The sequence below is a fragment of the Rhodanobacter sp. Soil772 genome, from assembly GCF_001428385.1.
In the GTDB taxonomy this organism is placed as follows: Bacteria; Pseudomonadota; Gammaproteobacteria; order Xanthomonadales; family Rhodanobacteraceae; genus Rhodanobacter.
In genome coordinates this window covers 1,397,511-1,423,504 of the sequence record NZ_LMSK01000001.1, presented here as the reverse complement: position 1 = coordinate 1,423,504, position 25,994 = coordinate 1,397,511, and the positions used below count along the sequence as shown (strand labels likewise).

The window sequence follows — 25,994 nt, the reverse complement described above, 5'->3', positions numbered from 1 at the left end:
GATGATCCACGGTTCGGCCAAGCTGGCGCTGGAAGGCGATCAGAGCGAGATCGGCGTGCCGTCGATCATCAAGCTGGTCGATGCGCTGGACAGCTACATCCCGGAGCCGGTGCGTGCGGTCGACAAGCCGTTCCTGATGCCGGTCGAGGACGTGTTCTCGATCTCCGGTCGCGGCACGGTGGTGACCGGTCGTATCGAGCGCGGCATCATCAAGGTCGGCGACGAAATCGAAGTGGTCGGCATCCGCGACACGCAGAAGACCACGGTCACTGGCGTGGAAATGTTCCGCAAGCTGCTGGACCAGGGTCAGGCGGGCGACAACGCCGGTCTGCTGCTGCGCGGCCTGAAGCGTGACGACGTGGAGCGTGGCCAGGTGTTGGCCAAGCCGGGCACGATCACCCCGCATACGGACTTCGAGGCCGAGGTGTACGTGCTGTCGAAGGACGAGGGTGGCCGTCACACGCCGTTCTTCAAGGGCTACCGCCCGCAGTTCTACTTCCGCACGACCGACGTGACCGGTGCGGTGACCCTGCCGGAAGGCGTGGAGATGGTGATGCCGGGCGACAACGTGAAGATGGTGGTGAGCCTGATCCACCCGATCGCGATGGACGAAGGCCTGCGTTTCGCCATCCGCGAAGGCGGCCGCACCGTCGGCGCCGGCGTGGTGGCCAAGGTCATCAAGTAAAAGCTTTTGTGAGAAGTCCGGCAGGATGCCGGTCTGATCTTTGCCATCAGGGAGGATGGCTGAAACAAATGTAAAAAGTCCGGCACGGATGCCGGGTTGATCTTTGCCATCAGGGAGGATGACTGAAATAATCCTCACGGGGCGAGCGGATTCAAGCCGCTCGCCGTCGTGTTTCAAGTTCAAGCCATGTACGCCAGTAGCTCAATTGGCAGAGCAGCGGTCTCCAAAACCGCAGGTTGGGGGTTCAAGTCCCTCCTGGCGTGCCACTTCCCCGAGGATCGAGACGGGTGACGATGGCAAGGTCGGCCGCAAGGCACGGCATGCTGCTGACACCTGTCATTAGTGCATGAATACCAAGGCAGAACAGCCCAAGGGCACGAACGCCGCCGACATCGGCAAGCTGGTACTGGCGGGTCTGGTGCTGGTTGGCGGTATCTTCGCCTATTCCTGGTTCGGTCGGGACGGCAGCATTTCATCGTCGGTACGCCTGCTGGGCGTGCTGGCTGCGATGGTGGTTGCGCTGGCGATCGCCGCGTTCACCGCGCTGGGCCGACGGGTACGGAACTTCATCGCCGAGTCGCAGTTCGAAATGCGCAAGGTGGTCTGGCCGACCCGCGACGAGACGATCAAGACGACCGGCATCATCATCGTGGTGGTGATCATCCTGTCGCTGCTGCTGGGTCTGATCGACCTGATCCTGAAGTCGGTCATTCTCGACTGGCTGCTGAAGCTGGGTGGCTGAGGTGAGCATGAGCAAGCGTTGGTACGTGGTGCACGCCTATTCGGGCTTCGAGAATCAGGTGAAGCGTTCGCTCGAGGAGCGCATCAAGCGCGCCGAGATGGAAGAGAAGTTCGGCGAAGTGCTGGTGCCGACCGAAGAAGTGATCGAGATGCGCGGCGGCCAGAAGCGCCGCAGCGAGCGCAAGTTCTTCCCCGGCTACGTGCTGGTGCAGATCGAGACGAATACCGAGGGCAAGTCGCCCCGGATCGACGACGAATGCTGGCATCTGATCAAGGAAACCCCGAAGGTGATGGGTTTCATCGGCGGCACCGCCGATCGTCCGCTGCCGATTCGCGACAGCGAGGCCGAGGCGATCCTCAGCCGCGTGCGCGAAGGCGTCGAGAAGCCGAGGCCCAAGGTGCTGTTCGAGCCGGGCGAGATGGTGCGCGTCACCGAAGGCCCGTTCAACGATTTCAACGGCGTGGTCGAGGAAGTCAACTACGAGAAGAGTCGCCTGCGCGTCGCGGTGCTGATCTTCGGTCGTTCGACCCCAGTAGAACTGGAGTTCGGTCAGGTCGAGAAAGCTTGAGTTCACCCGGAAGGCTGTTCGAAGCGAACCCGCTCGGCACCTTCGCCCTCTCCCCCGCCCGCGGGAGAGAGTTGGAGAGGGGGGAGCTCCGGCTGGCCAATCCACTCGCTTTGATTTCCCCTCGGTGCCGCAACTGGCACGGGGCTTGCTGACGATCCAGTAAATCTCTATACTGCGCGGTTCACGCGGGGTCTTTTTGGCCCGGCGTGTCCGCGTTTCGGATCTGCACGAGGCAGATCTTCCCTCCATCCATGGAACGGTGAACAGCGAGGAGCCGCAAGGCGCCTGCACTCGCGAGGAAAATCCAATGGCAAAGAAAGTTGTCGGTTACATCAAGCTGCAGGTCAAGGCCGGCCAGGCCAACCCGTCGCCGCCGGTGGGCCCCGCCCTCGGTCAGCGCGGCCTGAACATCATGGAGTTCTGCAAGGCGTTCAATGCCGCCACGCAGAAGCTGGAGCCCGGTCTGCCGATCCCGGTGATCATCACCGCGTACTCCGATCGCAGCTTCACCTTCATCACCAAGACCCCGCCCGCCACGATCCTTCTGAAGAAGGCTACCGGCGTCGCCAAGGGCTCGCCGAAGCCGAATACCGACAAGGTCGGCAAGGTCACTCGCAAGCAGCTGGAAGATATTGCGAAGCAGAAGGAGCCGGATCTGACGGCTGCCGACCTTGACGCCGCGGTGCGCACCATTGCCGGTAGCGCCCGCAGCATGGGCCTGACGGTGGAGGGCTAAGACATGGCAAAGATCACGAAGCGTATGAAGGCCGCGCAGGCCGCGGTGCAGCCGGGCAAGTTCTACGCCCTGGAAGAAGCCCTGAAGATCGTCAAGGACAACGCCAAGGCGAAGTTCGCCGAGTCGGTGGACGTGGCCGTGCGCCTGGGCATCGACGCCAAGAAGTCGGACCAGGGCGTGCGCGGCTCCTCGCTGCTGCCGCATGGCACCGGCAAGACCGTCAAGGTCGCCGTGTTCTGCCCGCCGGGCGAGAAGGCCGAGGCCGCCAAGGCCGCCGGTGCCGACGCCGTCGGCATGGACGACCTGGCCGAACGCATGCAGGCCGGTGATCTCGACTTCGGTCGCGTGATCGCCACGCCGGACGCGATGCGCGTGGTCGGCAAGCTGGGCCAGCTGCTCGGCCCGCGTGGCCTGATGCCGAACCCGAAGGACGGCTCGGTCACCGCCGACGTCGCCACCGCGGTCAAGAACGCCAAGGCCGGTCAGGTGAAGTTCCGCAACGACAAGGCGGGCATCATCCACGCCACCATCGGCAAGGCCAGCTTCGAGGCCGCCCAGCTGGCGGACAACCTCAACACGCTGATCGCCGACCTGCTGAAGGCCAAGCCGGCCACGGCGAAGGGTCAGTTCCTGCAGAAAGTGGCGTTGTCCAGCACGATGGGCGTCGGCGTTGCCGTCGATACCTCGTCGCTGGTCATCTCCGCGAAGTAAGACTCAAGCCCCGCTCGACGCTTTTGTCGATGCGGGCAGTTTTTGAGGGTAGCCCCGGTTCTTCGCATGAAGATCGGGGCCGCTGTCAAAGACCGCAGGCGCGTTCAGCGCGCGACGACGACGGGCAGGGAGCTCGTGCAAGGCAGGGAATCGCCGTCGTCGCCAGCGGGACCGCTTAATCGGGTTTCTCGCAAATCCGGCCTGCGCAGATGGTGCTGCCCCTTCTGGAATCGTTCGATTTTCTGGAAAGGCCAACACCCGGGACCCCCGCGTCCCCGACGTCACGGATGGCGTCGCCCAGGACCGCAAGCGGCAGGAGCCGTAAGCGGAGTTCATTTGGAGGAGTGCAATGGCTCTCAATCTGTCTCAGAAGCAAGAAGTAGTCGCCGAACTGGCAGAAGTTGCCGCGAAGGCTCACTCCCTGGTCGCTGCCGAGTATGCGGGCACCACGGTCGAACAGATGACCGCGATGCGCAAGAAGGCCCGCGAATCCGGCGTGTACTTGAGGGTTGTCAAGAACACGCTGGCGTCGCGCGCCGTGGTCGGTACCGAGTTCGAGGTCGTCAAGGACGCCCTGGTCGGTCCGCTGCTGTACGCATTCTCGACGGAAGAGCCCGGCGCTGCCGGGCGTCTGATCAAGGAATTTGCCAAGGGCAACGACAAGCTGAAGGCGAAACTCGTCTCGGTGGAAGGCAAGCTGCTGCCGGCTACGCACGTCGACGTGCTGGCCTCGCTGCCGACCCGCGAACAGGCGCTGGCGATGCTGGCCCGCGTGCTGGCCGAACCGGCCACGATGTTTGCCCGTGTCGTCAAGGCTGTGGCCGACAAGCAGGGTGGTGGCGAAGTCGCCGCCGAAGCCCCGGCCGAAGCCGAGCCCGCCTAAGTTCAACGTCTATTCAAACCGAATCCATTTCCAGAGGTAAATCAAATGTCCCTGACCAACGAACAGATCGTTGAAGCCGTCGCCGCCAAGTCGCTCATGGAAGTGATGGACCTGGTGAAGGCCATCGAAGAGAAGTTTGGCGTGACCGCCGCCGCCCCGGTTGCCGTGGCCGGTCCGGCCGCTGCTGCCCCGGTTGCCGAAGCGCAGACCGAGTTCGACGTCATCCTGAAGACCGCCGGCGCCAAGAAGGTCGACGTGATCAAGGCTGTCCGCGCGATCACCGGCCTGGGCCTGAAGGAAGCCAAGGACCTCACCGAGGCCGGCGGCGTCCTGAAGGAAGCCGTGTCGAAGGAAGATGCCGAGAAGTTCAAGAAGGACCTCGAAGCTGCCGGCGCCACGGTCGAACTGAAGTAATCGGCGCCCTTGCGCGTCGTCAGTTTGATCTAGCGTCAAGCAAGCCTGGGGGCGCGAGCCCCCGGGCTTTGCCTGCTTAGGCGGGAAGGGGAATGGAGAATAGGGATTCGCAGGTCGATTCCCCATTCTCGATTCCCAAATCCGCGGATTTGTCGAATATCTGATTTTTCATTCAGCCGGTGTGTGCACCACCGGCGTCACTGCGAACCGAGGCGCTACCGATCATGGCCTACTCGTTTACCGAGAAGAAACGCATCCGCAAGGATTTTGGCAAGCGTCCGCCCGTACTGGGCGTGCCGAACCTGCTGACCATTCAAACCGATTCCTACCGGGAGTTTCTGCAGGAGCACGTCGCGCCGAAACAGCGCGGCGAGAAGGGTTTGCATGCCGCGTTGAAGTCGGTGTTCCCGATCTCCAGCTATTCGGGCAATGCAGCGCTTGAGTACGTCGACTATCGCCTCGGCGAGCCGGCGTTCGACGAGCGCGAGTGCCGCAACCGCGGCATGAGCTACGGTGCGCCGCTGCGCACCACCGTGCGTCTGGTCATCTACGACAAGGACAGCCCGGCCTCGAAGAAGGTAGTCAAGTACATCAAGGAGCAGGAGGTCTACATGGGCGAGATTCCGCTCATGACCGACACCGGCACCTTCATCATCAACGGCACCGAGCGCGTGATCGTCTCGCAGCTGCATCGTTCGCCGGGCGTGTTCTTCGACCACGATCGCGGCAAGACGCACAGCTCGGGCAAGCTGCTGTTCTCGGCCCGCGTGATCCCCTACCGCGGCTCCTGGCTGGACTTCGAGTTCGACCCGAAGGACGCGCTGTTCACCCGCATCGACCGTCGCCGCAAGTTGCCGGTGACGGTGCTGCTGCGCGCGCTCGGCTACAACAACGAGGAGATGCTGGGCATCTTCTTCGAGCACAACGTGTTCCACCTGGGCAAGAAGGGCGGCACCACGCTGGAGCTGGTCGCCGAGCGCCTGCGCGGCGAGACGCTGAGCTTCGACCTGGCGATCGGCGGCAAGGTGCTGGTGGAAGCGGGCAAGCGCATCACCGCGCGCCACGTGCGCCAGCTGGCGGCCGAGAACATCACCGCGCTGGAAGTGCCGGACGACTACCCGGTCGGCCGCATCGTGGCGACCGACATCGTCGACGCGAAGACCGGCGAGTTGCTGGCCTCGGCGAACGACGAGATCACCGCCGAGCAGTTGGAGAACTTCCGCAAGGCCGGCATCGAAATCGTGCCGACGCTGTACGTCAACGACCTCGACCGCGGCGCCTACATCTCGCACACCCTGCGCATCGACAACACCAAGACGCCGCTGGAGGCGCTGGTGGAGATCTATCGCATGATGCGTCCGGGCGAGCCGCCGACCAAGGATGCCGCGCAGAACCTGTTCTTCAACCTGTTCTTCACCTTCGATCGCTACGATCTGTCGGGCGTGGGCCGGATGAAGTTCAACCGCCGCGTGGGCCGCAAGGAAATCCTCGGCCCGGGCGTGCTGTACGACCACAAGTACTTCAGCGAGCGCAAGGAAGATGCGTCGCAGGCAATGGTCAAGGAACTGGGCGAAAGCTCCGACATCCTCGACGTGCTGAAAGTGCTGATCGACATCAAGAACGGTCACGGCACCGTCGACGACATCGATCATCTGGGCAACCGTCGCGTGCGTTCGGTCGGCGAGATGGCCGAGAACACCTTCCGCATCGGCTTGGTGCGCGTCGAGCGCGCGGTGCGCGAGCGCCTGTCGCTGGCCGAGGCCGATGGCCTGACCCCGCAGGACCTGATCAACGCCAAGCCGGTTGCGGCGGCGGTGAAGGAGTTCTTCGGTTCTTCGCAGCTGTCCCAGTTCATGGACCAGAACAACCCGCTGTCGGAAGTGACGCACAAGCGCCGCGTCTCCGCGCTCGGGCCGGGCGGCCTGACCCGCGAACGCGCCGGCTTCGAAGTGCGCGACGTGCATCCGACCCATTACGGCCGCGTCTGCACCATCGAAACGCCGGAAGGCCCGAACATCGGCCTGATCAACTCGCTGGCCGTGTATGCGCGCACCAACTCGTACGGCTTCCTCGAGACGCCGTATCGCAAGGTCGCCAACAGCAAGGTCACCGACAAGGTCGACTACCTGTCGGCAATCGAGGAAGGCGACCACGTGATCGCGCAGGCGAACTCGCCGCTGGACAAGCACGGCGCGTTCCTGGAGGACTTCGTGTCCTGCCGTTTCCGCGGCGAATCCGAGCTGCGTCCGGCCGCCGAGGTCGACTACATGGACGTCTCGCCGATGCAGACCGTGTCGGTCGCGGCGGCGCTGGTGCCGTTCCTAGAGCACGATGACGCGAACCGCGCCCTGATGGGCGCGAACATGCAGCGTCAGGCCGTGCCGACGCTGCGTTCGCAGACGCCGCTGGTGGGTACCGGCATCGAACGCGCGGTGGCGCGCGACTCCGGCGTCATCGTTTCCGCCAAGCGCGGCGGCGTGATCGACCAGGTCGATGCCGCCCGTATCGTGGTGCGCGTCAACGAGGAAGAGGTCGGCGACAACGACGCCGGCGTCGACATCTACACGCTGACCAAGTACACCCGCTCCAATCAGAACACCAACCTCAACCAGCGTCCGCTGGTGAACGTCGGTGACGTGGTGGCGAAGGGCGACACGCTGGCCGACGGTTCGTCGACCGACCTGGGCGAGCTCGCGCTCGGCCAGAACATGCTGATCGCGTTCATGCCGTGGAACGGCTACAACTTCGAAGACTCGATCCTGCTGTCCGAGCGCGTCGTGCAGGAAGACCGCTACACCTCGATCCACATCGAGGAGCTGTCCTGCATTGCGCGCGACACCAAGCTGGGCGCCGAGGAAATCACCGCCGACATCCCGAACGTGGGCGAGCAGGCGCTGGCGCGTCTGGACGAGTCGGGCATCGTCTACATCGGTGCCGAGGTGAAGGCCGGCGACATCATGGTCGGCAAGGTCACGCCGAAGGGCGAGAGCCAGCTCACGCCGGAAGAGAAGCTGCTGCGCGCGATCTTCGGCGAGAAGGCGTCCGACGTGAAGGACTCGTCCTTGCGCGTGCCGCCGGGCATGGACGGCACCGTCATCGACGTGCAGGTGTTCACCCGCGACGGCATCGAGAAGGACAAGCGCGCCAAGCAGATCGAAGAAACCGAGGTCAAGCGGGTTCGCAAGGATCTGGACGACCAGTTCCGCATCCTCGAGGGCGCGATCTACAGCCGCATGCGTACCCAGCTGGTCGGCAAGTCCGCGATGAGCGGTCCGGGCGGCCTGAAGCGCGGCGCCGAGATCACCGACGCCTACCTGGACGGCCTGAAGAAGGACGACTGGTTCAAGATCAACGTCAAGGACGAGGAAGTCACCGAATTCCTCGAGCGCGCGGCCGATCAGGTCAAGCGCCACAAGGAGGAGTTCGACAAGCGCTTCAAGGAGAAGCAGGGCAAGATCACCCAGGGCGACGACCTCGCGCCGGGCGTGCTGAAGATGGTCAAGGTGTTCCTGGCCGTGAAGCGCCGCATCCAGCCGGGCGACAAGATGGCCGGCCGCCACGGCAACAAGGGCGTGGTGTCGAACGTGGTGCCGGTCGAGGACATGCCGTACTCCGCCGACGGTGTGCCGGTCGACATCGTGCTGAACCCGCTGGGCGTGCCGTCGCGCATGAACATCGGGCAGATTCTGGAAGTGCATCTGGGCTGGGCCGCCAAGGGCCTGGGCAAGAAGATCCAGAAGATGCTCGAAGCGCAGGAGAAGGTCGGCAAGATCCGCGAATTCCTCGACCAGATCTACAACACCCATGTGGCCGGTGCCGTGCAGCACGTCGATCTGAAATCGCTCACCGACAAGGAGATCTTCACGCTCGCCACCAATCTGCAGGAAGGCGTGCCGATGGCGACGCCGGTGTTCGACGGTGCGGAAGAGACCGAGATCAAGGCGATGCTCAAGCTTGCCGATCTGCCGGAATCCGGTCAGACCATGCTGTACGACGGCCGTACCGGCGAGGCGTTCGATCGCCCGGTCACCGTGGGCTACATGCATTACCTGAAGCTCAACCATCTGGTCGACGACAAGATGCATGCGCGTTCCACCGGCCCGTACTCGCTGGTCACCCAGCAGCCGCTGGGCGGCAAGGCGCAGTTCGGCGGCCAGCGCTTCGGCGAGATGGAAGTGTGGGCGCTGGAAGCCTACGGCGCGGCGTACACCCTGCAGGAAATGCTGACGGTGAAGTCCGACGACGTGCAGGGCCGCAACCAGATGTACAAGAACATTGTCGACGGCAACCACGAAATGTCCGCGGGCATGCCGGAATCCTTCAACGTGCTGGTGAAGGAAATCCGCTCGCTCGCCATCGACATCGATCTGGAAGAGATCAAGTGATCCGCGCAGTCACCGGAGATTTCGAATGAAAGACTTGCTCAATCTGTTCAACCAGCAACGCGCGACGCCGGATTTCGACGCGATCAAGATCGCGCTGGCCTCGCCGGAGCTGATCCGCTCGTGGTCGTACGGCGAAGTGAAGAAGCCGGAAACCATCAACTACCGCACCTTCAAGCCGGAGCGTGACGGCTTGTTCTGCGCCGCGATCTTCGGACCGGTGAAGGACTACGAGTGCCTATGCGGCAAGTACAAGCGCATGAAGCATCGCGGCGTGGTCTGCGAGAAGTGCGGCACGGAAGTGACGCTGGCCAAGGTGCGCCGCGAGCGCATGGGCCACATCGAGCTGGCCAGCCCGACCGCGCACATCTGGTTCCTCAAGTCGCTGCCCTCGCGCATTGGCTTGATGCTGGACATGACCCTGCGCGACATCGAGCGCATCCTGTACTTCGAAGCGTTCGTGGTGATCGATCCGGGCATGACTGCGCTCGAGCGCGGCCAGCTGCTCAGCGAAGACCAGTACCTGGAAGCGACCGAGGAGCACGGCGACGAGTTCGACGCGCGGATGGGCGCCGAGGCGGTGTTCCATCTGCTGAAGTCGCTCGACCTGCCGGGCGAAGTCATCCGCCTGAAGGAAGAGATCGGCTCCACCAACTCCGAGACCAAGCTGAAGCGGCTGACCAAGCGCGTGAAGCTGATCGAGGCGTTCCTGGAATCCGGCAACAAGCCGGAGTGGATGGTGCTGACCGTGCTGCCGGTGCTGCCGCCGGATCTGCGTCCGCTGGTGCCGCTGGACGGTGGCCGCTTCGCCACGTCCGACCTCAACGATCTGTACCGTCGCGTCATCAACCGCAACAACCGCCTGAAGCGGCTGCTCGAGCTCAATGCGCCGGACATCATCGTGCGCAACGAGAAGCGCATGCTGCAGGAATCGGTCGACGCGCTGCTGGACAACGGCCGCCGCGGCCGTGCCATCACCGGCACCAACAAGCGTGCGCTGAAGTCGCTCGCCGACATGATCAAGGGCAAGCAGGGCCGCTTCCGCCAGAACCTGCTCGGCAAGCGCGTGGACTACTCCGGTCGTTCGGTGATCGTGGTCGGTCCGACCCTGCGTCTGCACCAGTGCGGCCTGCCCAAGAAGATGGCGCTGGAGCTGTTCAAGCCGTTCATCTTCGCCAAGCTGCAGGCGCGTGGCGAAGCCACCACCATCAAGGCGGCGAAGAAGCTGGTCGAGCGCGAAGAGGCCCAGGTGTGGGACATCCTCGAAGAGGTGATCCGCGAGCATCCGGTGCTGCTGAACCGTGCACCGACGTTGCATCGCCTCGGCATCCAGGCGTTCGAGCCGAAGCTCATCGAAGGCAAGGCGATCCAGCTGCATCCGCTGGTCTGTACGGCGTTCAACGCCGACTTCGACGGCGACCAGATGGCCGTCCATGTGCCGCTGTCGATCGAAGCGCAGCTGGAAGCGCGCACGCTGATGATGTCGTCCAACAACATCCTCAGCCCCGCCAACGGCGAGCCGATCATCGTGCCGACCCAGGACGTGGTGCTGGGCCTGTACTACATGACCCGCGAGCTGATCAACGTCAAGGGCACCGGCATGGTGTTCTCCGGCATCTCCGAGGCGCGTCGTGCGTACGACAACCGCGCGGTCGAGTTGCACGCCAAGGTCAAGGTGCGCCTGAAGCTGGTGCATATTGCCGAAGACGGTACCCGCACCCACGAGACCAAGATCGTCGACACCACCGTCGGCCGCGCACTGCTGGCGGAAATCCTGCCGGAAGGCCTGCCGTTCGAGCTGGCCAACACCGAGCTGACCAAGAAGAACATCTCGCGCCTGATCAACTCCAGCTATCGCTTGCTGGGGCTGAAAGAGACCGTGGTGTTCGCCGACAAGCTGATGTACACCGGCTATCGTTTCGCGACCCGTGCCGGCATCTCGATCGGCATCGACGACATGCTGATTCCGGCCGAGAAGAAGACCATTCTTGACGAAGCCGAGAAGGAAGTCGTCGAGATCCAGCAGCAGTACCAGTCGGGCCTGGTCACCGCCGGCGAGCGCTACAACAAGGTGGTCGACATCTGGTCGCGCACCAGCGAGCTGGTGGCCAAGGCGATGATCGACGGCATCGGCACCGAGAAGGTGATGGACGCCGACGGCAAGATGGTCAGCCAGAAATCGATGAACTCGCTGTACATCATGGCCGACTCCGGCGCGCGTGGTTCGGTGGCGCAGATCCGTCAGCTGGCCGGCATGCGCGGCCTGATGGCGCGTCCGGACGGCTCGATCATCGAGACCCCGATCAAGGCCAACTTCCGCGAAGGCCTGAACGTGCTGCAGTACTTCAACTCGACCCACGGCGCCCGCAAGGGCCTGGCGGATACGGCGTTGAAGACCGCGAACTCCGGTTACCTGACCCGTCGCCTGGTCGACGTGGCGCAGGACGTGGTCATCACGATGGACGATTGCGGCACCGAGAACGGTGTGATCATGCAGCCGATCGTCGAAGGCGGCGACGTGGTCGAGCCGTTGCGCGAGCGCGTGCTGGGCCGCGTGGTGGTCGACGACGTCTACGCCCCCGGCGACGACGACCAGCCGATCGTCACCCGCGACACCCTGCTCAACGAGGCCCTGGTCGAGAAGCTCGACAAGGCCGGCGTGCAGATCCTCAAGGTACGTTCGCCGATCACCTGCGAAGCCGCGCATGGCGTGTGCAAGCTGTGCTACGGCCGCGACCTGGCCCGTGGTCACCTGGTCAACATGGGCGAGGCCGTGGGCGTGGTCGCCGCGCAGTCGATCGGTGAGCCGGGTACCCAGCTGACCATGCGTACGTTCCACATCGGCGGTGCGGCTTCGCGAGCGGCGGCGGTGGACAACGTGACGGTGAAGACCACCGGTTCGTTGAAGTTCAACAACCTGAAATCGGTACAGCACAAGCAGGGTCACCTGGTGGCAGTGTCGCGTTCGGGCGAACTGAGTGTGATCGATGCCAGCGGTCGCGAACGCGAGCGCTACAAGGTGCCATACGGCGCCATCATCGCGGTCAAGGACGGTGCTCCGGTCAAGCCGGGCCAGACCGTGGCGAACTGGGATCCGCATACCCATCCGATCGTCACCGAGGTGGCCGGCGTGGTGCGCTTCATCGACTTCCTCGATGGCGTCACCGTGCAGAGCCAGACCGACGAACTGACCGGCCTGGAATCGGCGGTGGTCACCGACCCGAAGCGTCGCGGCGCGCAGGCGAAGGACCTGCGCCCGATCGTGCGTCTGGAAGATGCCAAGGGCCGCGAGCTGAAGCTGCCGGGCACCGACATCGCCGCACAGTACTTCCTGCCGGCCGGTGCGATCGTGTCGATCCAGAACGGTGCCGAAGTGGGCGTGGGCGACGTGGTTGCCCGTATCCCGCAGGAAAGCTCGAAGACCCGCGACATCACCGGTGGTCTGCCGCGCGTGGCCGATCTGTTCGAGGCGCGCAAGCCGAAGGAACCGGCGATCCTCGCCGAGCGCTCCGGCATCATCAGCTTCGGCAAGGACACCAAGGGCAAGCAGCGTCTGGTCATCAAGGATGTCGACGGCAACGAGCACGAAGAGCTGATTCCGAAATGGCGCCAGGTCATCGTGTTCGAAGGCGAGCATGTGGAGAAGGGCGAAACTGTCGTCGACGGCGAGCCGAGCCCGCATGACATCCTGCGCCTGCTGGGCGTGGAGCCGCTGGCCACGTACCTGGTCAAGGAGATCCAGGACGTGTATCGCCTGCAGGGCGTGAAGATCAACGACAAGCACATCGAGGCGATCATTCGCCAGATGCTGCGCAAGGTCGAGATCGTCGAGCCGGGCGACAGCCATTACCTGCGCGGCGAGCAGATCGAGCGCGTGCGGATCAATGGTGAAAATGATCGTGCGGTCGCCAAGGGCGAGCGTCCGGCCGAATACCAGTCGATCCTGCTGGGCATCACCAAGGCGTCGCTGGCGACCGAGTCGTTCATCTCGGCGGCCTCGTTCCAGGAAACCACCCGCGTCCTCACCGAGGCGGCGGTTCGTGGCACGCGCGATACCTTGCGTGGCCTGAAGGAAAATGTTATTGTCGGCCGTCTTATTCCGGCAGGCACGGGCTTGGCGTACCACGCATCGCGTCGTCGCCAGGGCGGTCTGACCGCCACGGAGCTGGAGACTCTTTCCGGTTCCGCGTCCGCGGTCTCGTTCGCCGAGGCTCCGGCCGGCAGTGAAAACGGTGTCGAGTAAGCCCGTTCGGGACCCTACTCGCTGACATACGAAATGAGGTGCATGGACGCACCTCGTGTTCGGGTCCAGGACGGCTGAGCGCTGGCTTGCCTATGGCAGGTTGCTCATGTTAAATTCCCGCTTCTTGGCAGACCGAGCTTATTCGGGCTGCCTTTATGTTTTCAGGAACAGCTTCGCATGACGACAGTCAACCAATTGGTGCGCAAATCCCGCAGCCCCAAGACCTACAAGAGTGGGTCGCCGGCCCTGCAGAGCAGCCCGCAGCGTCGTGGTGTCTGCACGCGCGTTTACACAACCACTCCGAAAAAGCCGAACTCGGCCCTGCGCAAGGTTGCCAAGGTGCGCCTGACCAATGGCTTCGAGATCATCAGCTACATCGGTGGTGAAGGTCATAACCTGCAAGAGCACTCGGTGGTGCTGATCCGCGGCGGTCGCGTCAAGGATCTGCCCGGTGTGCGTTACCACACGGTGCGCGGCAGCCTCGACTGCGCGGGTGTCACCAAGCGCCGTCAGTCGCGCTCGAAGTACGGCGCCAAACGCCCGAAGAAGTGATCTTATTGAAGAGTGCGGCCAGGACGGCCGCTTTTCTGGCGGGCAGGGATGCTCGCAAAAAAATAACGGACAAAAAACATGTCGCGTAAAGGTTCACATCCCGCCCGTCTGGTTCTGCCGGATCCCAAGCACGGCAGCCAGCTGATTGCCCGTTTCATCAACATGGTGATGAAGAGCGGCAAGAAGTCCGTGGCCGAGAGCATCGTCTACGGTGCGCTGCAGCACATCGGCGAAAAGAATGCCGAGCCGGTGGCTCTGGTCGAGAAGGCACTGAACAACATCGCTCCGGCGGTCGAAGTGAAGTCGCGTCGTGTCGGCGGTGCCACCTACCAGGTGCCGGTCGAAGTGCGTCCGGGTCGCCGCATGGCGCTGGCGATGCGCTGGGTCATCGACGCTGCCCGCAAGCGCGGCGAGACCTCGATGCCGCGCAAGCTGGCTGCCGAGTTGCTGGAGGCTTCGGAGAGCCGCGGTGGCGCTGCCAAGAAGCGTGAGGAAACGCATCGCATGGCAGAGGCCAACAAGGCCTTCTCGCACTACCGCTGGTAATGGTCTTGCTTTGCCGTCATCGCTGACGGCAAAGAACAAATCCGCCATTCACGGCGGATTCTTGGAGTTCAAGCCGTCTTCCCTGATGGCAAGAACAAACTGGCGTCCAAGCCGGACTTTTCACTAAAAGCGTGGCCCGGACGGCTGCATAGAATCGGGCAGGCAGCCCGGCACAGGTACATATCAATGGCACGCACCACTCCAATCGATCGCTACCGCAATTTCGGCATCATGGCCCACATCGATGCCGGCAAGACCACCACCACGGAGCGCATCCTGTTCTACACCGGCGTCAGTCACAAGATTGGCGAGGTGCATGACGGCGCCGCCACGATGGACTGGATGGAGCAGGAGCAGGAGCGTGGCATCACCATTACGTCGGCGGCGACGACGGCGTTCTGGAAGGGCATGGACGGCTCGCTCGAGCAGCATCGCTTCAACATCATCGACACTCCCGGACACGTCGACTTCACCATCGAAGTCGAGCGTTCGCTGCGCGTGCTTGACGGCGCGGTGTTCGTGCTGTGCGCGGTCGGTGGCGTGCAGCCGCAGTCCGAGACCGTGTGGCGCCAGGCCAACAAGTACAAGGTTCCCCGCCTCGCCTTCGTCAACAAGATGGACCGTACCGGCGCCAACTTCGACAAGGTGGTCGGCCAGCTGAAGGCCCGCCTTGGCGCGCATCCGGTGCCGATGCAGGTGCCAATCGGCGCCGAGGACAGTTTCGAGGGCGTGGTCGACCTGCTCAAGATGAAGGCGATCGTCTGGGACATGGAGTCCCAGGGCATGAAATTCGTGCTCAAGGACATTCCTGCGGATCTGCTCGACAAGGCTGCAGAAGCGCACAGCTTCATGGTGGAATCCGCTGCGGAAGCCACCGAGGAGTTGATGAACAAGTATCTCGAAGGTGGTGACCTCACCATGGACGAGATCATCGCCGGCCTGCGCCAGCGCACGCTCGCGAACGAGATCATCCCGGTGTTCTGCGGTACCGCGTTCAAGAACAAGGGCGTCCAGGCGATGCTCGACGCAGTGGTTCAGCTGCTGCCGTCACCCGCCGACCGCCCGCCGGTTGCCGGCATCGACGAGAACGATCAGGAAGCCACGCGCAAGGCGGACGACGCCGCGCCGTTCTCCGCGCTCGCGTTCAAGATCATGACCGATCCGTTCGTCGGCTCGCTGACGTTCTTCCGTGTCTATTCGGGCACGTTGAACTCCGGCGATGCCGTGTACAACCCGGTCAAGAGCAAGAAGGAGCGCATTGGCCGCATCCTGCAGATGCACGCGAACGAGCGTCAGGAACTGAAGGAAGTCCGCGCGGGCGATATCGCCGCCGCGGTCGGCCTGAAGGACGTGACGACCGGCGACACGCTGTGCGCGCAGGACCACATCATCACCCTGGAGCGCATGACGTTCCCGGAGCCGGTGATCTCGATGGCGGTCGAGCCGAAGACCAAGTCGGACCAGGAAAAGATGGGCGTCGCCCTCGGCCGTCTGGCCGCGGAAGATCCGTCGTTCCGCGTGCGCACGGACGAGGAGTCGGGCCAGACGATCATCTCCGGCATGGGCGAGTTGCACCTGGACATCCTGGTCGATCGCATGCGCCGCGAGTTCAACGTCGAGGCCAACGTCGGCAAGCCGCAGGTGGCTTACCGCGAGACGATCCGCGCGTCGGACGTCAAATCGGATTACAAGCACGCCAAGCAGTCGGGCGGCAAGGGCCAGTACGGTCACGTCGTGATCGAGCTGTCGCCGATGACCGAGGCCGACCGTGCCGATCCGAACGTGAAGAACGATTTCCTCTTCATCAACGACATCACCGGTGGCGTGATTCCGAAGGAGTTCATCCCGTCGGTCGAAAAGGGCCTGCGTGAGACCATCACCAGTGGTCCGCTGGCCGGCTTCCCGGTCGTCGGCGTGAAGGTGAAGCTCGTGTTCGGCTCCTACCATGACGTCGACTCGTCCGAAATGGCGTTCAAGCTCGCCGCATCCATGGCGTTCAAGCAGGGCTTCGCGAAGGCGAACCCGGTGCTGCTCGAACCGATCATGAAGATCGAAGTGGTGACGCCGGAAGAGTACGTCGGTGACGTGATGGGCGACATGAGCCGTCGTCGCGGCCTGCTCCAGGGCCAGGACGACACGCCGTCGGGCAAGACCATCGACGCGATGGTTCCGCTGGGCGAGATGTTCGGCTACGCGACGACCATCCGCTCGCTGACCCAGGGTCGCGCCACCTTCACGATGGAATTCGACCACTACGCCGAAGCGCCGAACAACATCGCCGAGCAGGTCATGAAGAAGGCGTAACTTGTGCGATCTTCCTGATCGCAACGGCAAAGATCAGGAAGCGGCCATCCATGGCCGCACTCTTAAAAGAAGCGGCCATTCGTGGACGTATCATCAAATAAGTTCTCTCAGAGGTTTGAGTCATGGCAAAGGGTAAATTCGAACGCACCAAGCCGCACGTCAACGTCGGCACGATTGGTCACGTGGATCACGGCAAGACGACGCTGACGGCAGCGCTGACGAAGGTCGGNACAAGCACGACCTGCTGGAGCCGCGAAACGTGCAGCTGCAGATCATCAAATAAGTTCTCTCAGAGGTTTGAGTCATGGCAAAGGGTAAATTCGAACGCACCAAGCCGCACGTCAACGTCGGCACGATTGGTCACGTGGATCACGGCAAGACGACGCTGACGGCAGCGCTGACGAAGGTCGGTGCGGAGCGCTTCGGTGGCGAGTTCAAGGATTACAGCGCGATCGACGCGGCGCCGGAAGAGAAGGCGCGCGGCATCACGATCTCGACGGCGCACGTGGAATACGAGTCGCCGAAGCGTCACTACGCGCACGTCGATTGCCCGGGCCACGCTGACTATGTGAAGAACATGATCACGGGTGCGGCGCAGATGGACGGCGCGATCCTGGTGTGCTCGGCCGCGGACGGCCCGATGCCGCAGACGCGCGAACACATTCTGCTGAGCCGCCAGGTCGGCGTGCCGTACATCGTGGTCTACCTGAACAAGGCGGACATGGTGGACGACGCCGAGCTGCTGGAACTGGTCGAGATGGAAGTGCGCGAGCTGCTGTCGAAGTACGACTTCCCGGGCGACGACACGCCGATGATCCACGGTTCGGCCAAGCTGGCGCTGGAAGGCGATCAGAGCGAGATCGGCGTGCCGTCGATCATCAAGCTGGTCGATGCGCTGGACAGCTACATNGATGATCCACGGTTCGGCCAAGCTGGCGCTGGAAGGCGATCAGAGCGAGATCGGCGTGCCGTCGATCATCAAGCTGGTCGATGCGCTGGACAGCTACATTCCGGAGCCGGTGCGTGCGGTCGACAAGCCGTTCCTGATGCCGGTGGARGACGTGTTCTCGATCTCCGGTCGCGGCACGGTGGTGACCGGYCGTATCGAGCGCGGCATCATCAAGGTCGGCGACGAAATCGAAGTGGTCGGCATCCGCGACACGCAGAAGACCACGGTCACYGGCGTGGAAATGTTCCGCAAGCTGCTGGACCAGGGTCAGGCGGGCGACAACGCCGGTCTGYTGCTGCGCGGCCTGAAGCGTGACGACGTGGAGCGTGGCCAGGTGYTGGCCAAGCCGGGCACGATCACCCCGCATACGGACTTCGAGGCCGAGGTGTAYGTGCTGTCGAAGGACGAGGGTGGCCGTCACACGCCGTTCTTCAAGGGCTACCGCCCGCAGTTCTACTTCCGCACGACCGACGTGACCGGTGCCGTGACCCTGCCGGAAGGCGTGGAGATGGTGATGCCGGGCGACAACGTGAAGATGGTGGTGAGCCTGATCCACCCGATCGCGATGGACGAAGGCTTGCGTTTCGCCATCCGCGAAGGCGGCCGCACCGTCGGCGCCGGCGTGGTGGCCAAGGTCATCAAGTAAGAACCGTTATCCCGGCAGCAAGCTGCCGGGATAACTTCCGCCTTGATTCGACCTGATGGTCGGATAACGCCGGAGAGGCGGCTCGTGGTTTTGCCGCCGAACCACTTCCCTGTAGGGAAATTAGCAGATATACTTCGCAGCTCACTTGTCGATCAAAGCTTCGGCTTTGACCGATCTACCGCGAAATGAGGCGCAGGACGTGCTTCGAGTTCGCGGGCCGGGATGGCCCATCGCAATGGAATATTTCGCAGGTCCTGCCTGCCGACAATGTCTCGTTGCGCGATGCAGATTCTGTCCAGGCGAGCCGAATAGTGCTCGCCTGGCCTTTTCGAATTGGGGTCGGGGAATATTCACGGCTCCCGATGTGGTTGCAAAGGGTTGTGCGAGGCGGTGAGAAGCCGCTTCGTTTCACATTACGTTCTTTCGACAACAGGACACGGTTATGGCGAACCAGAAGATTCGGATTCGGCTGAAGGCGTACGATCACCGGCTGATCGACCGCTCGGCCAGCGAGATCGTCGAGACGGCTAAGCGCACGGGTGCCACGGTACTCGGCCCGATTCCGCTTCCGACCAAGATCGAGCGTTACACCATTCTGACGTCGCCGCACGTCGACAAGGATGCACGCGACCAGTACGAGACCCGTACGCACAAGCGTGTGCTCGACATCGTCGACCCGAACGACAAAACCGTGGACGCGCTCATGAAGCTTGATCTCGCCGCTGGCGTCGATGTTCAGATCAAGCTCGGTTGAGCGACAGACAGGATACGAAGATGAGTATCGGATTGGTTGGCCGCAAATGCGGCATGAGCCGACTCTTCACTGAAGATGGCCGCTCGATTCCGGTGACGCTGATTGAAGCGACGCCGAACCGCGTGACCCAGTTGAAGACGGACGATAACGATGGCTACAGCGCCGTCCAGGTTTCGGCGGGCAGCAAGCGCGCGAACCTGCTGACGCAGCCGCTGAAGGGTCATTACGCGAAGGCCAAGGTTGAGCCGGGTCGTGGTTTGTGGGAATTCCGCGTGTCTGCCGACGATCTCGGCAAGTACACCGTGGGCGCCGAGATCAAGGCTGACGACGTGTTCTCCGTTGGCCAGATCGTCGATGTCGCCGGCGTGTCGAAGGGCAAGGGTTTCCAGGGCACGATCAAGCGCTGGAACTTCAAGATGGGTGACGCCACCCACGGTAACTCGCTGTCGCATCGCGCGCCGGGCTCCATCGGTCAGCGCCAGACGCCGGGTCGCGTGTTTCCGGGCAAGAAGATGGCCGGTCACATGGGTGCCGTGCGCCGTTCGGCGCAGGGTCTGGAAGTGGTCAAGGTCGACGCCGAGCGTCACCTGATTGCGGTGAAGGGCGCGGTACCGGGTGCAACCGGTGGCGACGTCATCATCCGCCCGACGACCAAGGGTTGAGGAGAGTCGCCATGGAATTGAATGTCATTGGCGCCAAGCCGCTCAACGTGTCGGACGAAGTGTTCGGCGGTGAGTACAAGAAGGCCCTGGTCCACCAGGTCGTGATCGCCTATCAGGCGGCCGGCCGTGCCGGCACCCAGTCGCAGCTGTCGCGCGGCGAGATGTCCGGTACCACCAAGAAATTCAAGAAGCAGAAGGGCGGCGGTGCCCGTCACGGTGATTACCGTGCACCGATCTTTGTCGGTGGCGGCCGCACCTTCGCGGCCAAGCCGCGCAGCTACGAGCAGAAGGTCAACCGCAAGGCCTACCGCGTCGCGATCCGCTCGATCTTCTCCGAGCTGGTCCGTCAGGGTCGCCTGAAGGTCGTCGAGAGCTTTGGCGTCGAGACGCCGAAGACCTCCGCGATGGTGGCCAAGCTGGCCGAGCTGGAAGTTTCCGGTCGCGTGCTGCTGGTGTCGGAAGACGCCTCCGAAGCGGTGTTCCTGGCCGCCCGCAACATCCCGTATATCCATGTGCTGGACGTGATGGCGCTGAACCCGGTCAGCCTGGTCGGTTCCGATCAGGTGGTGATGACGGTTGAGGCCGTGAAGAAGGTCGAGGAGTGGCTGGCATGAACAACGAACGCATTCTCGACACGCTGCGCGCGCCGCACATCTCCGAGAAATCGGCGCGTCTGGCCGAGCACAACCAGTACGTATTCGTGGTCGCCCCCGCGGCGACCAAGGCCGATGTCCGCGCTGCCGTGGAGAAGCTGTTCGACGTCAAGGTCGAGCAGGTGAACCTCGTCAACACCAAGGGCAAGGTCAAAGCCTTCCGTCAACGCGCTGGCAGCCGCCAGGGCAAGCGCAAGGCCTACGTGCGTCTTGCCGATGGCCAGACCATCGACGTGTCCGCCAAGGCCTGAGCCAGGAGTTCTGTGAGATGGCACTAATCAACCACAAGCCGACCTCGCCGGGTCGTCGCGACGCAGTCAGCGTCAAGACGGAAGGCCTGCACAAGGGCGCGCCGTACGCGGCGTTGACCGAGTCGCAGTCCCGCACCGGCGGTCGCAATCATCATGGCCGCATCACCGTGCGTCATCGCGGCGGCGGTCATAAGCAGCATTACCGCATCATCGACTTCAAGCGCGACAAGGAAGGCATCGCCGCCCGCGTCGAGCGCATCGAATACGATCCGAACCGCACCGCACATATTGCGCTGCTGTGCTACGCCGACGGTGAGCGTCGTTACATCATCGCGCCGAAGGGCGTGCAGGTGGACGATCGCCTAGTGTCCGGCCGCGATGCGCCGATCAAGGCCGGCAACTGCCTGCAGCTGCGCAACATCCCGATGGGCAGCACGATCCATTGCATCGAGCTGCGTCCTGGCAAGGGTGCGCAGATCGCCCGCAGTGCCGGCGCTTCGGTGCAGCTGGTCGCTCGCGAATCCGGTTACGCCACGCTGCGTTTGCGCTCCGGCGAGATGCGTCGCGTCTCGGTCGATTGCCGCGCCACCATCGGTGAAGTCGGCAACGGCGAGCACAGCCTGAAGAAGCTCGGCAAGGCCGGCGCCAAGCGCTGGCTGGGTATTCGCCCGACCGTTCGCGGCGTGGTGATGAACCCGGTCGACCATCCGCACGGTGGTGGCGAAGGCAAGACTTCTGGCGGTCGTCATCCGGTCAGCCCGTGGGGCACTCCGGCCAAGGGCTACAAGACCCGTAACAACAAGCGCACGCAGCAGTTCATCGTGCGTCGTCGTACCAAGTAACAGGAAGCCGACATGCCTCGCTCTTTGAAGAAAGGTCCGTTCGTCGACCTTCACCTCGTGAAGAAGGTGGAAGCTGCGGTTTCCGCCCACAACAAGCGCCCGATCAAGACCTGGTCGCGCCGCTCGATGATCCTGCCGGAAATGGTCGGCTTGACCATCGCCATCCACAACGGCCGTCAGCACGTGCCCGTCCTGATCAACGAGAACATGGTCGGGCACAAGCTCGGCGAGTTCGCGGTGACCCGTACATTCAAAGGCCATGTCGGCGACAAGAAGGGCAAGTGATGAGCACTGAAGCCAAAGCGATCCTGCGCGGCGCCCGCATTTCGGCGCAAAAGGCACGCCTGGTAGCTGATCTGGTTCGCGGACTTCCCGTGGGCCGGGCCAGCGACGTGCTCACCTACACCAACAAGAAGGCCGCACTCCTTGTCCGCAAGGTGCTGCTGTCGGCCGTCGCCAACGCCGAAAACAATCTCGGCGCCGACGTCGACGAGCTGAAGGTGGCCAGCATCTTTGTCGACGAAGGTCCGGCGATGAAACGCATGTATGCCCGCGCCAAAGGCCGCGGTTCGCGCATTCTCAAGCGCACCAGCCACATCACTGTGGTTGTTGGTAACTGACCGGGGACATAGACGATGGGTCATAAAGTTCATCCCACCGGTATCCGCCTCGGCATTGCCAAGGACTGGAACTCGAAGTGGTACGCAAACAAGGCTGATTACGCCAAGTATCTCGTGGCCGACATCAAAGTCCGCGACATGCTGAAGAAGAAGCTGGCTGCCGCCGGCATCTCGAAGATCCAGATCGAGCGTCCGGCCAAGACCGCGCGCGTGACGATCCACACCGCCCGCCCGGGCGTGGTGATCGGCAAGAAGGGCGAGGATATCGAGAAGCTGCGCAAGGAAGTCAGCGACATGATGGGCGTCCCGACGCACATCAACGTCAGCGAAGTGCGCAAGCCTGAGTTGGACGCGCAGCTGGTGGCCGAGTCGATCGCGCAGCAGTTGGAGCGCCGCATCATGTTCCGCCGCGCGATGAAGCGCTCGGTCGGCAACGCGATGCGCCTGGGCGCGCTGGGCATCAAGATCAACGTGTCCGGTCGTTTGAACGGTGCCGAGATCGCCCGCTCCGAGTGGAGCCGCGAAGGTCGCGTGCCGCTGCATACACTGCGCGCGGACATCGACTACGGCTTCGCCGAGGCGAGCACGACCTACGGCATCATCGGCATCAAGGTGTGGGTCTACAAGGGCGAGATCTTCGACCTGACCCAGATTGGCCAGGAGTCGAAGGACGAGTCGTCCTCGCAGCCGCGCCGCGAAGGTGGCGAAGGTCGTCGTAATGATTCGCGTCGCGAGGCCGGTGACGGCCGCCGCGAGCGGTCTGCGAAGTAAGGAGAGTTGCCATGTTGCAACCCAAGCGAACCAAGTACCGCAAGCAGTTCAAGGGCCGTAACGACGGTCTGGCGCAGTGCTCCAACCTCGTCAGCTTCGGCGAGTACGGCCTGAAGGCTACGACCCACGGCGCGCTCACCGCACGCCAGATCGAAGCCGCCCGTCGTTGCATCACCCGCTTCGTCAAGCGTGGCGGCAAGTTGTGGATCCGCGTGTTTCCGGACAAGCCGATCACCAAGAAGCCGATCGAAGTCCGCATGGGCGCGGGCAAGGGCAGTGTCGAGTTCTGGGTTGCACCGATCCAGCCTGGCCGCATGCTCTATGAAATCGAGGGTGTCGACGAGTTGACGGCTCGCGAGGCGTTCCGCCTGGCCGCCGCCAAGCTGTCGGTGCAGACCCAGTTTGTGACACGGGCGGTGATGTGATGGCCAGCAAAGATATCAACAACCAGTCGGCCGACGAGCTGAAGCAGCACCTGCTGGACCTGCGCAAGGAGCAGTTCAATCTGCGCATGCAGAAGGGTTCCGGCCAGCTCACTCAGCCGCACCAGCTTCGCCGCGTTCGGCGTGACATCGCCCGCACGAAGTTCGTGCTCGGCGGCAAGAAGTAAGGGACGGCCGACATGAGCGACAACAACAAGCAGACGCGCACCCTCGAGGGCCGCGTCACCAGCAACAAGATGGACAAGACCGTCACGGTCCTGGTCGAGCGCCAGGAGCAGCATTGGCTGCTCGGCAAGATCATCCGCCGCTCGACCAAGCTGCATGCGCAGGACGACCTCGGCGCGAACGAGGGTGACCTCGTGCGTATCGCCGAATGCCGTCCGTTGTCCAAGACCAAACATCACCGCGTGGTTGAAATCATCACGCGCGCCAACGTCTAAGGGAGGGTGCAGACATGATCCAGATGCAAAGCACGCTTTCCGCAGCGGACAACAGCGGCGCGAAAGAACTGATGTGCATCAAGGTGCTCGGCGGCTCCAAGCGCCGCTATGCCGCGATCGGTGACGTGATCAAGGTCACCGTGAAGGATGCGATCCCCCGCGGCAAGGTCAAGAAGGGCGAAGTGTACAATGCCGTGGTGGTGCGTACCGCCAAGGGCGTACGCCGCCCCGATGGTTCGCTGATCCGTTTCGACGGCAACGCAGCGGTCCTCCTCAACAACAAGCTCGAGCCGATCGGTACCCGTATTTTCGGGCCGGTTACCCGCGAGCTGCGCAGCGAGAAGTTCATGAAGATCGTCTCGCTTGCTCCCGAAGTGCTCTGAGCGGAGTCAAGAAATGAACCGTATCCGCAAGGGTGATCAGGTCCTCGTGATCACCGGCAAGAACAAGGGTCAGCGCGGCGATGTGCTGCGTGTTGCAGACGATCGCGTGTTCGTCTCCAACGTGAATCTGGTGAAGCGTCACACCAAGCCGAATCCCCAGGCCAACCAGGCTGGCGGCATCGTCGAGCGTGAAGCCTCGATCCATCTCTCCAATGTGCAGCTGTTCAACCCCGCCACGAACAAGGGTGAACGCGTCGGCACCAAAACGCTCGAAGATGGGCGCAAGGTCCGCGTGTTCCGTTCGACTGGCGAGGTCGTGGACGCGTAAGGAACACGATCATGACGCGCCTTGAAAATTTCTACAAAGAGCAGGTAGTTGCCAAGCTCACCGAGCAGTTCGGCTACCAGAACGTGATGCAGGTTCCGCGCATCACCAAGATCACGCTGAACATGGGCGTGGGCGAAGCCGCGGGCAACAAGAAAGTGCTCGAGAACGCCGTGGCCGACATGGCCAAGATCTCCGGCCAGAAGCCGATCACGACCAAGGCGCGCGTTTCCGTGGCCTCGTTCAAGATCCGCGATGGCTGGCCGATCGGCTGCAAGGTCACCTTGCGCCGCGCGCAGATGTTCGAGTTCCTCGACCGCCTGATCAACATCTCGCTGCCGCGCGTGCGCGACTTCCGCGGTGTCTCGGGCAAGGCCTTCGACGGCCGCGGCAACTACAACTTCGGTATCAAGGAACAGATCATCTTCCCTGAAATCGACTTCGACCAGGTCGATGCGCTGCGTGGCATGGATATCTCCATCACCACCACCGCCAAGACCGACGAAGAGGCGAAAGCCCTGCTGGCCGCGTTCAGCTTCCCGTTCCGCAACTGATAGGCGTAATCCATGGCCAAGACATCAATGGTGAACCGCGATATCAAGCGGACCAAACTCGTCCAGAAGTTCGCTGCCAAGCGCGCTGAACTGAAGGCGATCGTGCTGAGCCCCAGCTCCTCCTACGAGGAGAAGATGGAAGCCCAGTCCAAGCTGCAGAAGCTGCCGCGCGACGCCAGCCCGGTGCGCCAGCGCACCCGTTGCGCGTTGACCGGTCGCCCGCGTGCCGTCTACGCCAAGTTTGGCCTGGGCCGCAACAAGCTGCGTGAAGCGACCATGCGCGGCGACGTGCCGGGTCTGCGCAAGGCCAGCTGGTAATACAAAACCGGAGTCGCTCGGGGCGCAAGTGTCGCGAACGACTCACCGGGCTGCTCAACAAGCAGCCGCTGATGCGACTACCGCATCGAGATTCGCTAAAACCTGAAATTGCTGATATAGTCGGCGGTCTGCGCAAGGCAGGCCGTCGTCCATGGCGGCTCACAATCTGATTGATTTCCGGTTTTATCGGATATCGGTGCACTCTGAAGGATGTTTTCATGAGCATGACTGATCCCATCGCCGATCTGTTCACGCGCGTCCGCAATGCCCAGGCCATGGGCAAGCCGACCGTGCGTATGCCGTCGTCGAAACTGAAGGTGGCGATCGCCGACCTTCTCAAGAACGAGGGCTACATCCTCGACGCCAAGACTTCCGCCGAGGAAGGCAAGCCGGTGCTCGAGATCAAGCTCAAGTATTTCGAGGGCCAGCCGGCCATCGAGCGTATTTCCCGTGTCAGCCGCTCCGGCCTGCGTGTGTACCGCGGCAAGGACGAGCTGCCGAAGGTCCTTGGCGGCCTGGGTATCTCGATCATCTCGACTTCCGCCGGTCTGTTGACCGATGCGCAGGCCCGTGCCAAGGGTCTGGGCGGCGAAGTCATCGGCCAAGTGGCATAAGGA

At 63.0% G+C, this 25,994-nt stretch carries 29 protein-coding genes, 1 tRNA gene and 2 pseudogenes; all 32 read left to right on the top strand.

Annotated features, from left to right (window positions below; genetic code table 11):
- The coding region (locus ASG75_RS06725; RefSeq protein ID WP_268793532.1) for an EF-Tu/IF-2/RF-3 family GTPase at positions 1–685 on the top strand (685 nt) is incomplete at its 5' end.
- A 190-nt stretch (positions 686–875) separates the two neighbouring features.
- Positions 876–951, top strand: a tRNA-Trp gene (locus ASG75_RS06720).
- A gap of 80 nt (positions 952–1,031) precedes the next feature.
- Positions 1,032–1,427 carry a preprotein translocase subunit SecE gene (secE, locus tag ASG75_RS06715; RefSeq protein ID WP_056386862.1) on the top strand — a complete coding sequence of 132 codons (396 nt, stop codon included), beginning with the start codon at positions 1,032–1,034 and terminating at the stop codon, positions 1,425–1,427.
- 7 nt (positions 1,428–1,434) lie between these two features.
- Complete coding sequence (gene nusG / locus ASG75_RS06710; protein ID WP_056387085.1) at positions 1,435–1,995, top strand: transcription termination/antitermination protein NusG; 561 nt, start codon at positions 1,435–1,437, stop codon at positions 1,993–1,995.
- 307 nt (positions 1,996–2,302) lie between these two features.
- Entirely contained in the window at positions 2,303–2,731 is a 429-nt protein-coding gene (rplK, locus tag ASG75_RS06705) for a 50S ribosomal protein L11 (protein WP_056386859.1), read from the top strand.
- Between the two features lie 3 nt (positions 2,732–2,734).
- Positions 2,735–3,442: a 50S ribosomal protein L1 gene (rplA, locus tag ASG75_RS06700; protein ID WP_056386857.1), complete on the top strand. Its 708-nt coding sequence runs from the start codon at positions 2,735–2,737 to the stop codon at positions 3,440–3,442.
- A 349-nt stretch (positions 3,443–3,791) separates the two neighbouring features.
- On the top strand, positions 3,792–4,325 hold the full coding sequence (gene rplJ / locus ASG75_RS06695; protein WP_056386855.1) for a 50S ribosomal protein L10: 534 nt from the start codon (positions 3,792–3,794) through the stop codon (positions 4,323–4,325).
- 45 nt (positions 4,326–4,370) lie between these two features.
- Entirely contained in the window at positions 4,371–4,739 is a 369-nt protein-coding gene (rplL, locus tag ASG75_RS06690; RefSeq protein ID WP_056386853.1) for a 50S ribosomal protein L7/L12, read from the top strand.
- A gap of 224 nt (positions 4,740–4,963) precedes the next feature.
- Entirely contained in the window at positions 4,964–9,124 is a 4,161-nt protein-coding gene (rpoB, locus tag ASG75_RS06685; protein ID WP_056386852.1) for a DNA-directed RNA polymerase subunit beta, read from the top strand.
- Between the two features lie 25 nt (positions 9,125–9,149).
- Positions 9,150–13,364, top strand: a complete 4,215-nt coding sequence (rpoC, locus tag ASG75_RS06680) for a DNA-directed RNA polymerase subunit beta' (protein ID WP_056386850.1) — start codon at positions 9,150–9,152, stop codon at positions 13,362–13,364.
- Between the two features lie 177 nt (positions 13,365–13,541).
- On the top strand, positions 13,542–13,916 hold the full coding sequence (gene rpsL, locus ASG75_RS06675; RefSeq protein WP_056386848.1) for a 30S ribosomal protein S12: 375 nt from the start codon (positions 13,542–13,544) through the stop codon (positions 13,914–13,916).
- Between the two features lie 78 nt (positions 13,917–13,994).
- Positions 13,995–14,462 (top strand): 30S ribosomal protein S7, encoded by a 468-nt coding sequence (rpsG, locus tag ASG75_RS06670; protein ID WP_007514548.1) that lies wholly within the window; start codon positions 13,995–13,997, stop codon positions 14,460–14,462.
- A 186-nt stretch (positions 14,463–14,648) separates the two neighbouring features.
- Positions 14,649–16,766 (top strand): elongation factor G, encoded by a 2,118-nt coding sequence (gene fusA, locus ASG75_RS06665; protein ID WP_056386846.1) that lies wholly within the window; start codon positions 14,649–14,651, stop codon positions 16,764–16,766.
- Between the two features lie 122 nt (positions 16,767–16,888).
- Positions 16,889–16,995 (top strand): annotated as a pseudogene (locus ASG75_RS16785) (GTP-binding protein); the annotation flags it as partial.
- A gap of 75 nt (positions 16,996–17,070) precedes the next feature.
- A pseudogene (locus ASG75_RS16620) lies at positions 17,071–17,675 on the top strand (GTP-binding protein); the annotation flags it as partial.
- A 1-nt stretch (position 17,676) separates the two neighbouring features.
- Positions 17,677–18,361, top strand: a 685-nt coding sequence (locus ASG75_RS16615; protein ID WP_268793532.1) for an EF-Tu/IF-2/RF-3 family GTPase, incomplete at its 5' end; no start/stop codon positions are given.
- Positions 18,362–18,803: 442 nt separating this feature from the next.
- On the top strand, positions 18,804–19,115 hold the full coding sequence (gene rpsJ / locus ASG75_RS06655) for a 30S ribosomal protein S10 (protein ID WP_007082173.1): 312 nt from the start codon (positions 18,804–18,806) through the stop codon (positions 19,113–19,115).
- A gap of 20 nt (positions 19,116–19,135) precedes the next feature.
- Positions 19,136–19,777, top strand: coding sequence for a 50S ribosomal protein L3 (rplC, locus tag ASG75_RS06650; protein ID WP_056386844.1), 642 nt, complete (start codon positions 19,136–19,138; stop codon positions 19,775–19,777).
- Positions 19,778–19,788: 11 nt separating this feature from the next.
- The gene (gene rplD / locus ASG75_RS06645; protein ID WP_056386841.1) at positions 19,789–20,391 is read left to right on the top strand and encodes a 50S ribosomal protein L4; all 603 of its coding nucleotides are present in this window, start codon (positions 19,789–19,791) and stop codon (positions 20,389–20,391) included.
- Positions 20,388–20,681 carry a 50S ribosomal protein L23 gene (gene rplW / locus ASG75_RS06640; protein WP_056386840.1) on the top strand — a complete coding sequence of 98 codons (294 nt, stop codon included), beginning with the start codon at positions 20,388–20,390 and terminating at the stop codon, positions 20,679–20,681. The genes rplD and rplW overlap by 4 nt, the downstream gene beginning before the upstream one ends.
- 17 nt (positions 20,682–20,698) lie before the next feature.
- Complete coding sequence (gene rplB, locus ASG75_RS06635; RefSeq protein ID WP_056386838.1) at positions 20,699–21,523, top strand: 50S ribosomal protein L2; 825 nt, start codon at positions 20,699–20,701, stop codon at positions 21,521–21,523.
- A gap of 12 nt (positions 21,524–21,535) precedes the next feature.
- Positions 21,536–21,808, top strand: coding sequence for a 30S ribosomal protein S19 (gene rpsS, locus ASG75_RS06630; RefSeq protein ID WP_056386835.1), 273 nt, complete (start codon positions 21,536–21,538; stop codon positions 21,806–21,808).
- Positions 21,808–22,143, top strand: coding sequence for a 50S ribosomal protein L22 (rplV, locus tag ASG75_RS06625; RefSeq protein WP_056386833.1), 336 nt, complete (start codon positions 21,808–21,810; stop codon positions 22,141–22,143). Before rpsS ends, rplV begins: the two co-directional genes overlap by 1 nt.
- A gap of 15 nt (positions 22,144–22,158) precedes the next feature.
- Positions 22,159–22,914, top strand: a complete 756-nt coding sequence (gene rpsC / locus ASG75_RS06620) for a 30S ribosomal protein S3 (protein WP_056386831.1) — start codon at positions 22,159–22,161, stop codon at positions 22,912–22,914.
- A gap of 11 nt (positions 22,915–22,925) precedes the next feature.
- A complete protein-coding gene (gene rplP, locus ASG75_RS06615; RefSeq protein WP_056386829.1) occupies positions 22,926–23,339 on the top strand; it encodes a 50S ribosomal protein L16 in 414 nt (137 codons plus the stop codon).
- Positions 23,339–23,524, top strand: a complete 186-nt coding sequence (gene rpmC, locus ASG75_RS06610) for a 50S ribosomal protein L29 (RefSeq protein WP_007082182.1) — start codon at positions 23,339–23,341, stop codon at positions 23,522–23,524. The genes rplP and rpmC overlap by 1 nt, the downstream gene beginning before the upstream one ends.
- 12 nt (positions 23,525–23,536) lie before the next feature.
- A complete protein-coding gene (gene rpsQ, locus ASG75_RS06605; protein WP_027485136.1) occupies positions 23,537–23,797 on the top strand; it encodes a 30S ribosomal protein S17 in 261 nt (86 codons plus the stop codon).
- A gap of 14 nt (positions 23,798–23,811) precedes the next feature.
- Positions 23,812–24,180 carry a 50S ribosomal protein L14 gene (gene rplN, locus ASG75_RS06600; RefSeq protein ID WP_007513359.1) on the top strand — a complete coding sequence of 123 codons (369 nt, stop codon included), beginning with the start codon at positions 23,812–23,814 and terminating at the stop codon, positions 24,178–24,180.
- Positions 24,181–24,193: 13 nt separating this feature from the next.
- On the top strand, positions 24,194–24,508 hold the full coding sequence (gene rplX / locus ASG75_RS06595; protein WP_056386827.1) for a 50S ribosomal protein L24: 315 nt from the start codon (positions 24,194–24,196) through the stop codon (positions 24,506–24,508).
- An 8-nt stretch (positions 24,509–24,516) separates the two neighbouring features.
- On the top strand, positions 24,517–25,059 hold the full coding sequence (gene rplE, locus ASG75_RS06590; RefSeq protein ID WP_200935632.1) for a 50S ribosomal protein L5: 543 nt from the start codon (positions 24,517–24,519) through the stop codon (positions 25,057–25,059).
- 12 nt (positions 25,060–25,071) lie between these two features.
- Complete coding sequence (gene rpsN / locus ASG75_RS06585; RefSeq protein ID WP_056386822.1) at positions 25,072–25,377, top strand: 30S ribosomal protein S14; 306 nt, start codon at positions 25,072–25,074, stop codon at positions 25,375–25,377.
- A gap of 218 nt (positions 25,378–25,595) precedes the next feature.
- On the top strand, positions 25,596–25,991 hold the full coding sequence (gene rpsH / locus ASG75_RS06580; RefSeq protein WP_007808190.1) for a 30S ribosomal protein S8: 396 nt from the start codon (positions 25,596–25,598) through the stop codon (positions 25,989–25,991).
- The last annotated feature ends 3 nt before the right edge of the window (positions 25,992–25,994 follow it).

Bases quoted from the DNA above. Each gene is read 5' to 3' on its own strand.
- secE (WP_056386862.1), top strand. From the start codon at position 1,032: ATGAATACCAAGGCAGAACAGCCCAAGGGCACGAACGCCGCCGACATC.
- nusG (WP_056387085.1), top strand. From the start codon at position 1,435: ATGAGCAAGCGTTGGTACGTGGTGCACGCCTATTCGGGCTTCGAGAAT.
- rplK (WP_056386859.1), top strand. From the start codon at position 2,303: ATGGCAAAGAAAGTTGTCGGTTACATCAAGCTGCAGGTCAAGGCCGGC.
- rplA (WP_056386857.1), top strand. From the start codon at position 2,735: ATGGCAAAGATCACGAAGCGTATGAAGGCCGCGCAGGCCGCGGTGCAG.
- rplJ (WP_056386855.1), top strand. From the start codon at position 3,792: ATGGCTCTCAATCTGTCTCAGAAGCAAGAAGTAGTCGCCGAACTGGCA.
- rplL (WP_056386853.1), top strand. From the start codon at position 4,371: ATGTCCCTGACCAACGAACAGATCGTTGAAGCCGTCGCCGCCAAGTCG.
- rpoB (WP_056386852.1), top strand. From the start codon at position 4,964: ATGGCCTACTCGTTTACCGAGAAGAAACGCATCCGCAAGGATTTTGGC.
- rpoC (WP_056386850.1), top strand. From the start codon at position 9,150: ATGAAAGACTTGCTCAATCTGTTCAACCAGCAACGCGCGACGCCGGAT.
- rpsL (WP_056386848.1), top strand. From the start codon at position 13,542: ATGACGACAGTCAACCAATTGGTGCGCAAATCCCGCAGCCCCAAGACC.
- rpsG (WP_007514548.1), top strand. From the start codon at position 13,995: ATGTCGCGTAAAGGTTCACATCCCGCCCGTCTGGTTCTGCCGGATCCC.
- fusA (WP_056386846.1), top strand. From the start codon at position 14,649: ATGGCACGCACCACTCCAATCGATCGCTACCGCAATTTCGGCATCATG.
- rpsJ (WP_007082173.1), top strand. From the start codon at position 18,804: ATGGCGAACCAGAAGATTCGGATTCGGCTGAAGGCGTACGATCACCGG.
- rplC (WP_056386844.1), top strand. From the start codon at position 19,136: ATGAGTATCGGATTGGTTGGCCGCAAATGCGGCATGAGCCGACTCTTC.
- rplD (WP_056386841.1), top strand. From the start codon at position 19,789: ATGGAATTGAATGTCATTGGCGCCAAGCCGCTCAACGTGTCGGACGAA.
- rplW (WP_056386840.1), top strand. From the start codon at position 20,388: ATGAACAACGAACGCATTCTCGACACGCTGCGCGCGCCGCACATCTCC.
- rplB (WP_056386838.1), top strand. From the start codon at position 20,699: ATGGCACTAATCAACCACAAGCCGACCTCGCCGGGTCGTCGCGACGCA.
- rpsS (WP_056386835.1), top strand. From the start codon at position 21,536: ATGCCTCGCTCTTTGAAGAAAGGTCCGTTCGTCGACCTTCACCTCGTG.
- rplV (WP_056386833.1), top strand. From the start codon at position 21,808: ATGAGCACTGAAGCCAAAGCGATCCTGCGCGGCGCCCGCATTTCGGCG.
- rpsC (WP_056386831.1), top strand. From the start codon at position 22,159: ATGGGTCATAAAGTTCATCCCACCGGTATCCGCCTCGGCATTGCCAAG.
- rplP (WP_056386829.1), top strand. From the start codon at position 22,926: ATGTTGCAACCCAAGCGAACCAAGTACCGCAAGCAGTTCAAGGGCCGT.
- rpmC (WP_007082182.1), top strand. From the start codon at position 23,339: ATGGCCAGCAAAGATATCAACAACCAGTCGGCCGACGAGCTGAAGCAG.
- rpsQ (WP_027485136.1), top strand. From the start codon at position 23,537: ATGAGCGACAACAACAAGCAGACGCGCACCCTCGAGGGCCGCGTCACC.
- rplN (WP_007513359.1), top strand. From the start codon at position 23,812: ATGATCCAGATGCAAAGCACGCTTTCCGCAGCGGACAACAGCGGCGCG.
- rplX (WP_056386827.1), top strand. From the start codon at position 24,194: ATGAACCGTATCCGCAAGGGTGATCAGGTCCTCGTGATCACCGGCAAG.
- rpsN (WP_056386822.1), top strand. From the start codon at position 25,072: ATGGCCAAGACATCAATGGTGAACCGCGATATCAAGCGGACCAAACTC.
- rpsH (WP_007808190.1), top strand. From the start codon at position 25,596: ATGAGCATGACTGATCCCATCGCCGATCTGTTCACGCGCGTCCGCAAT.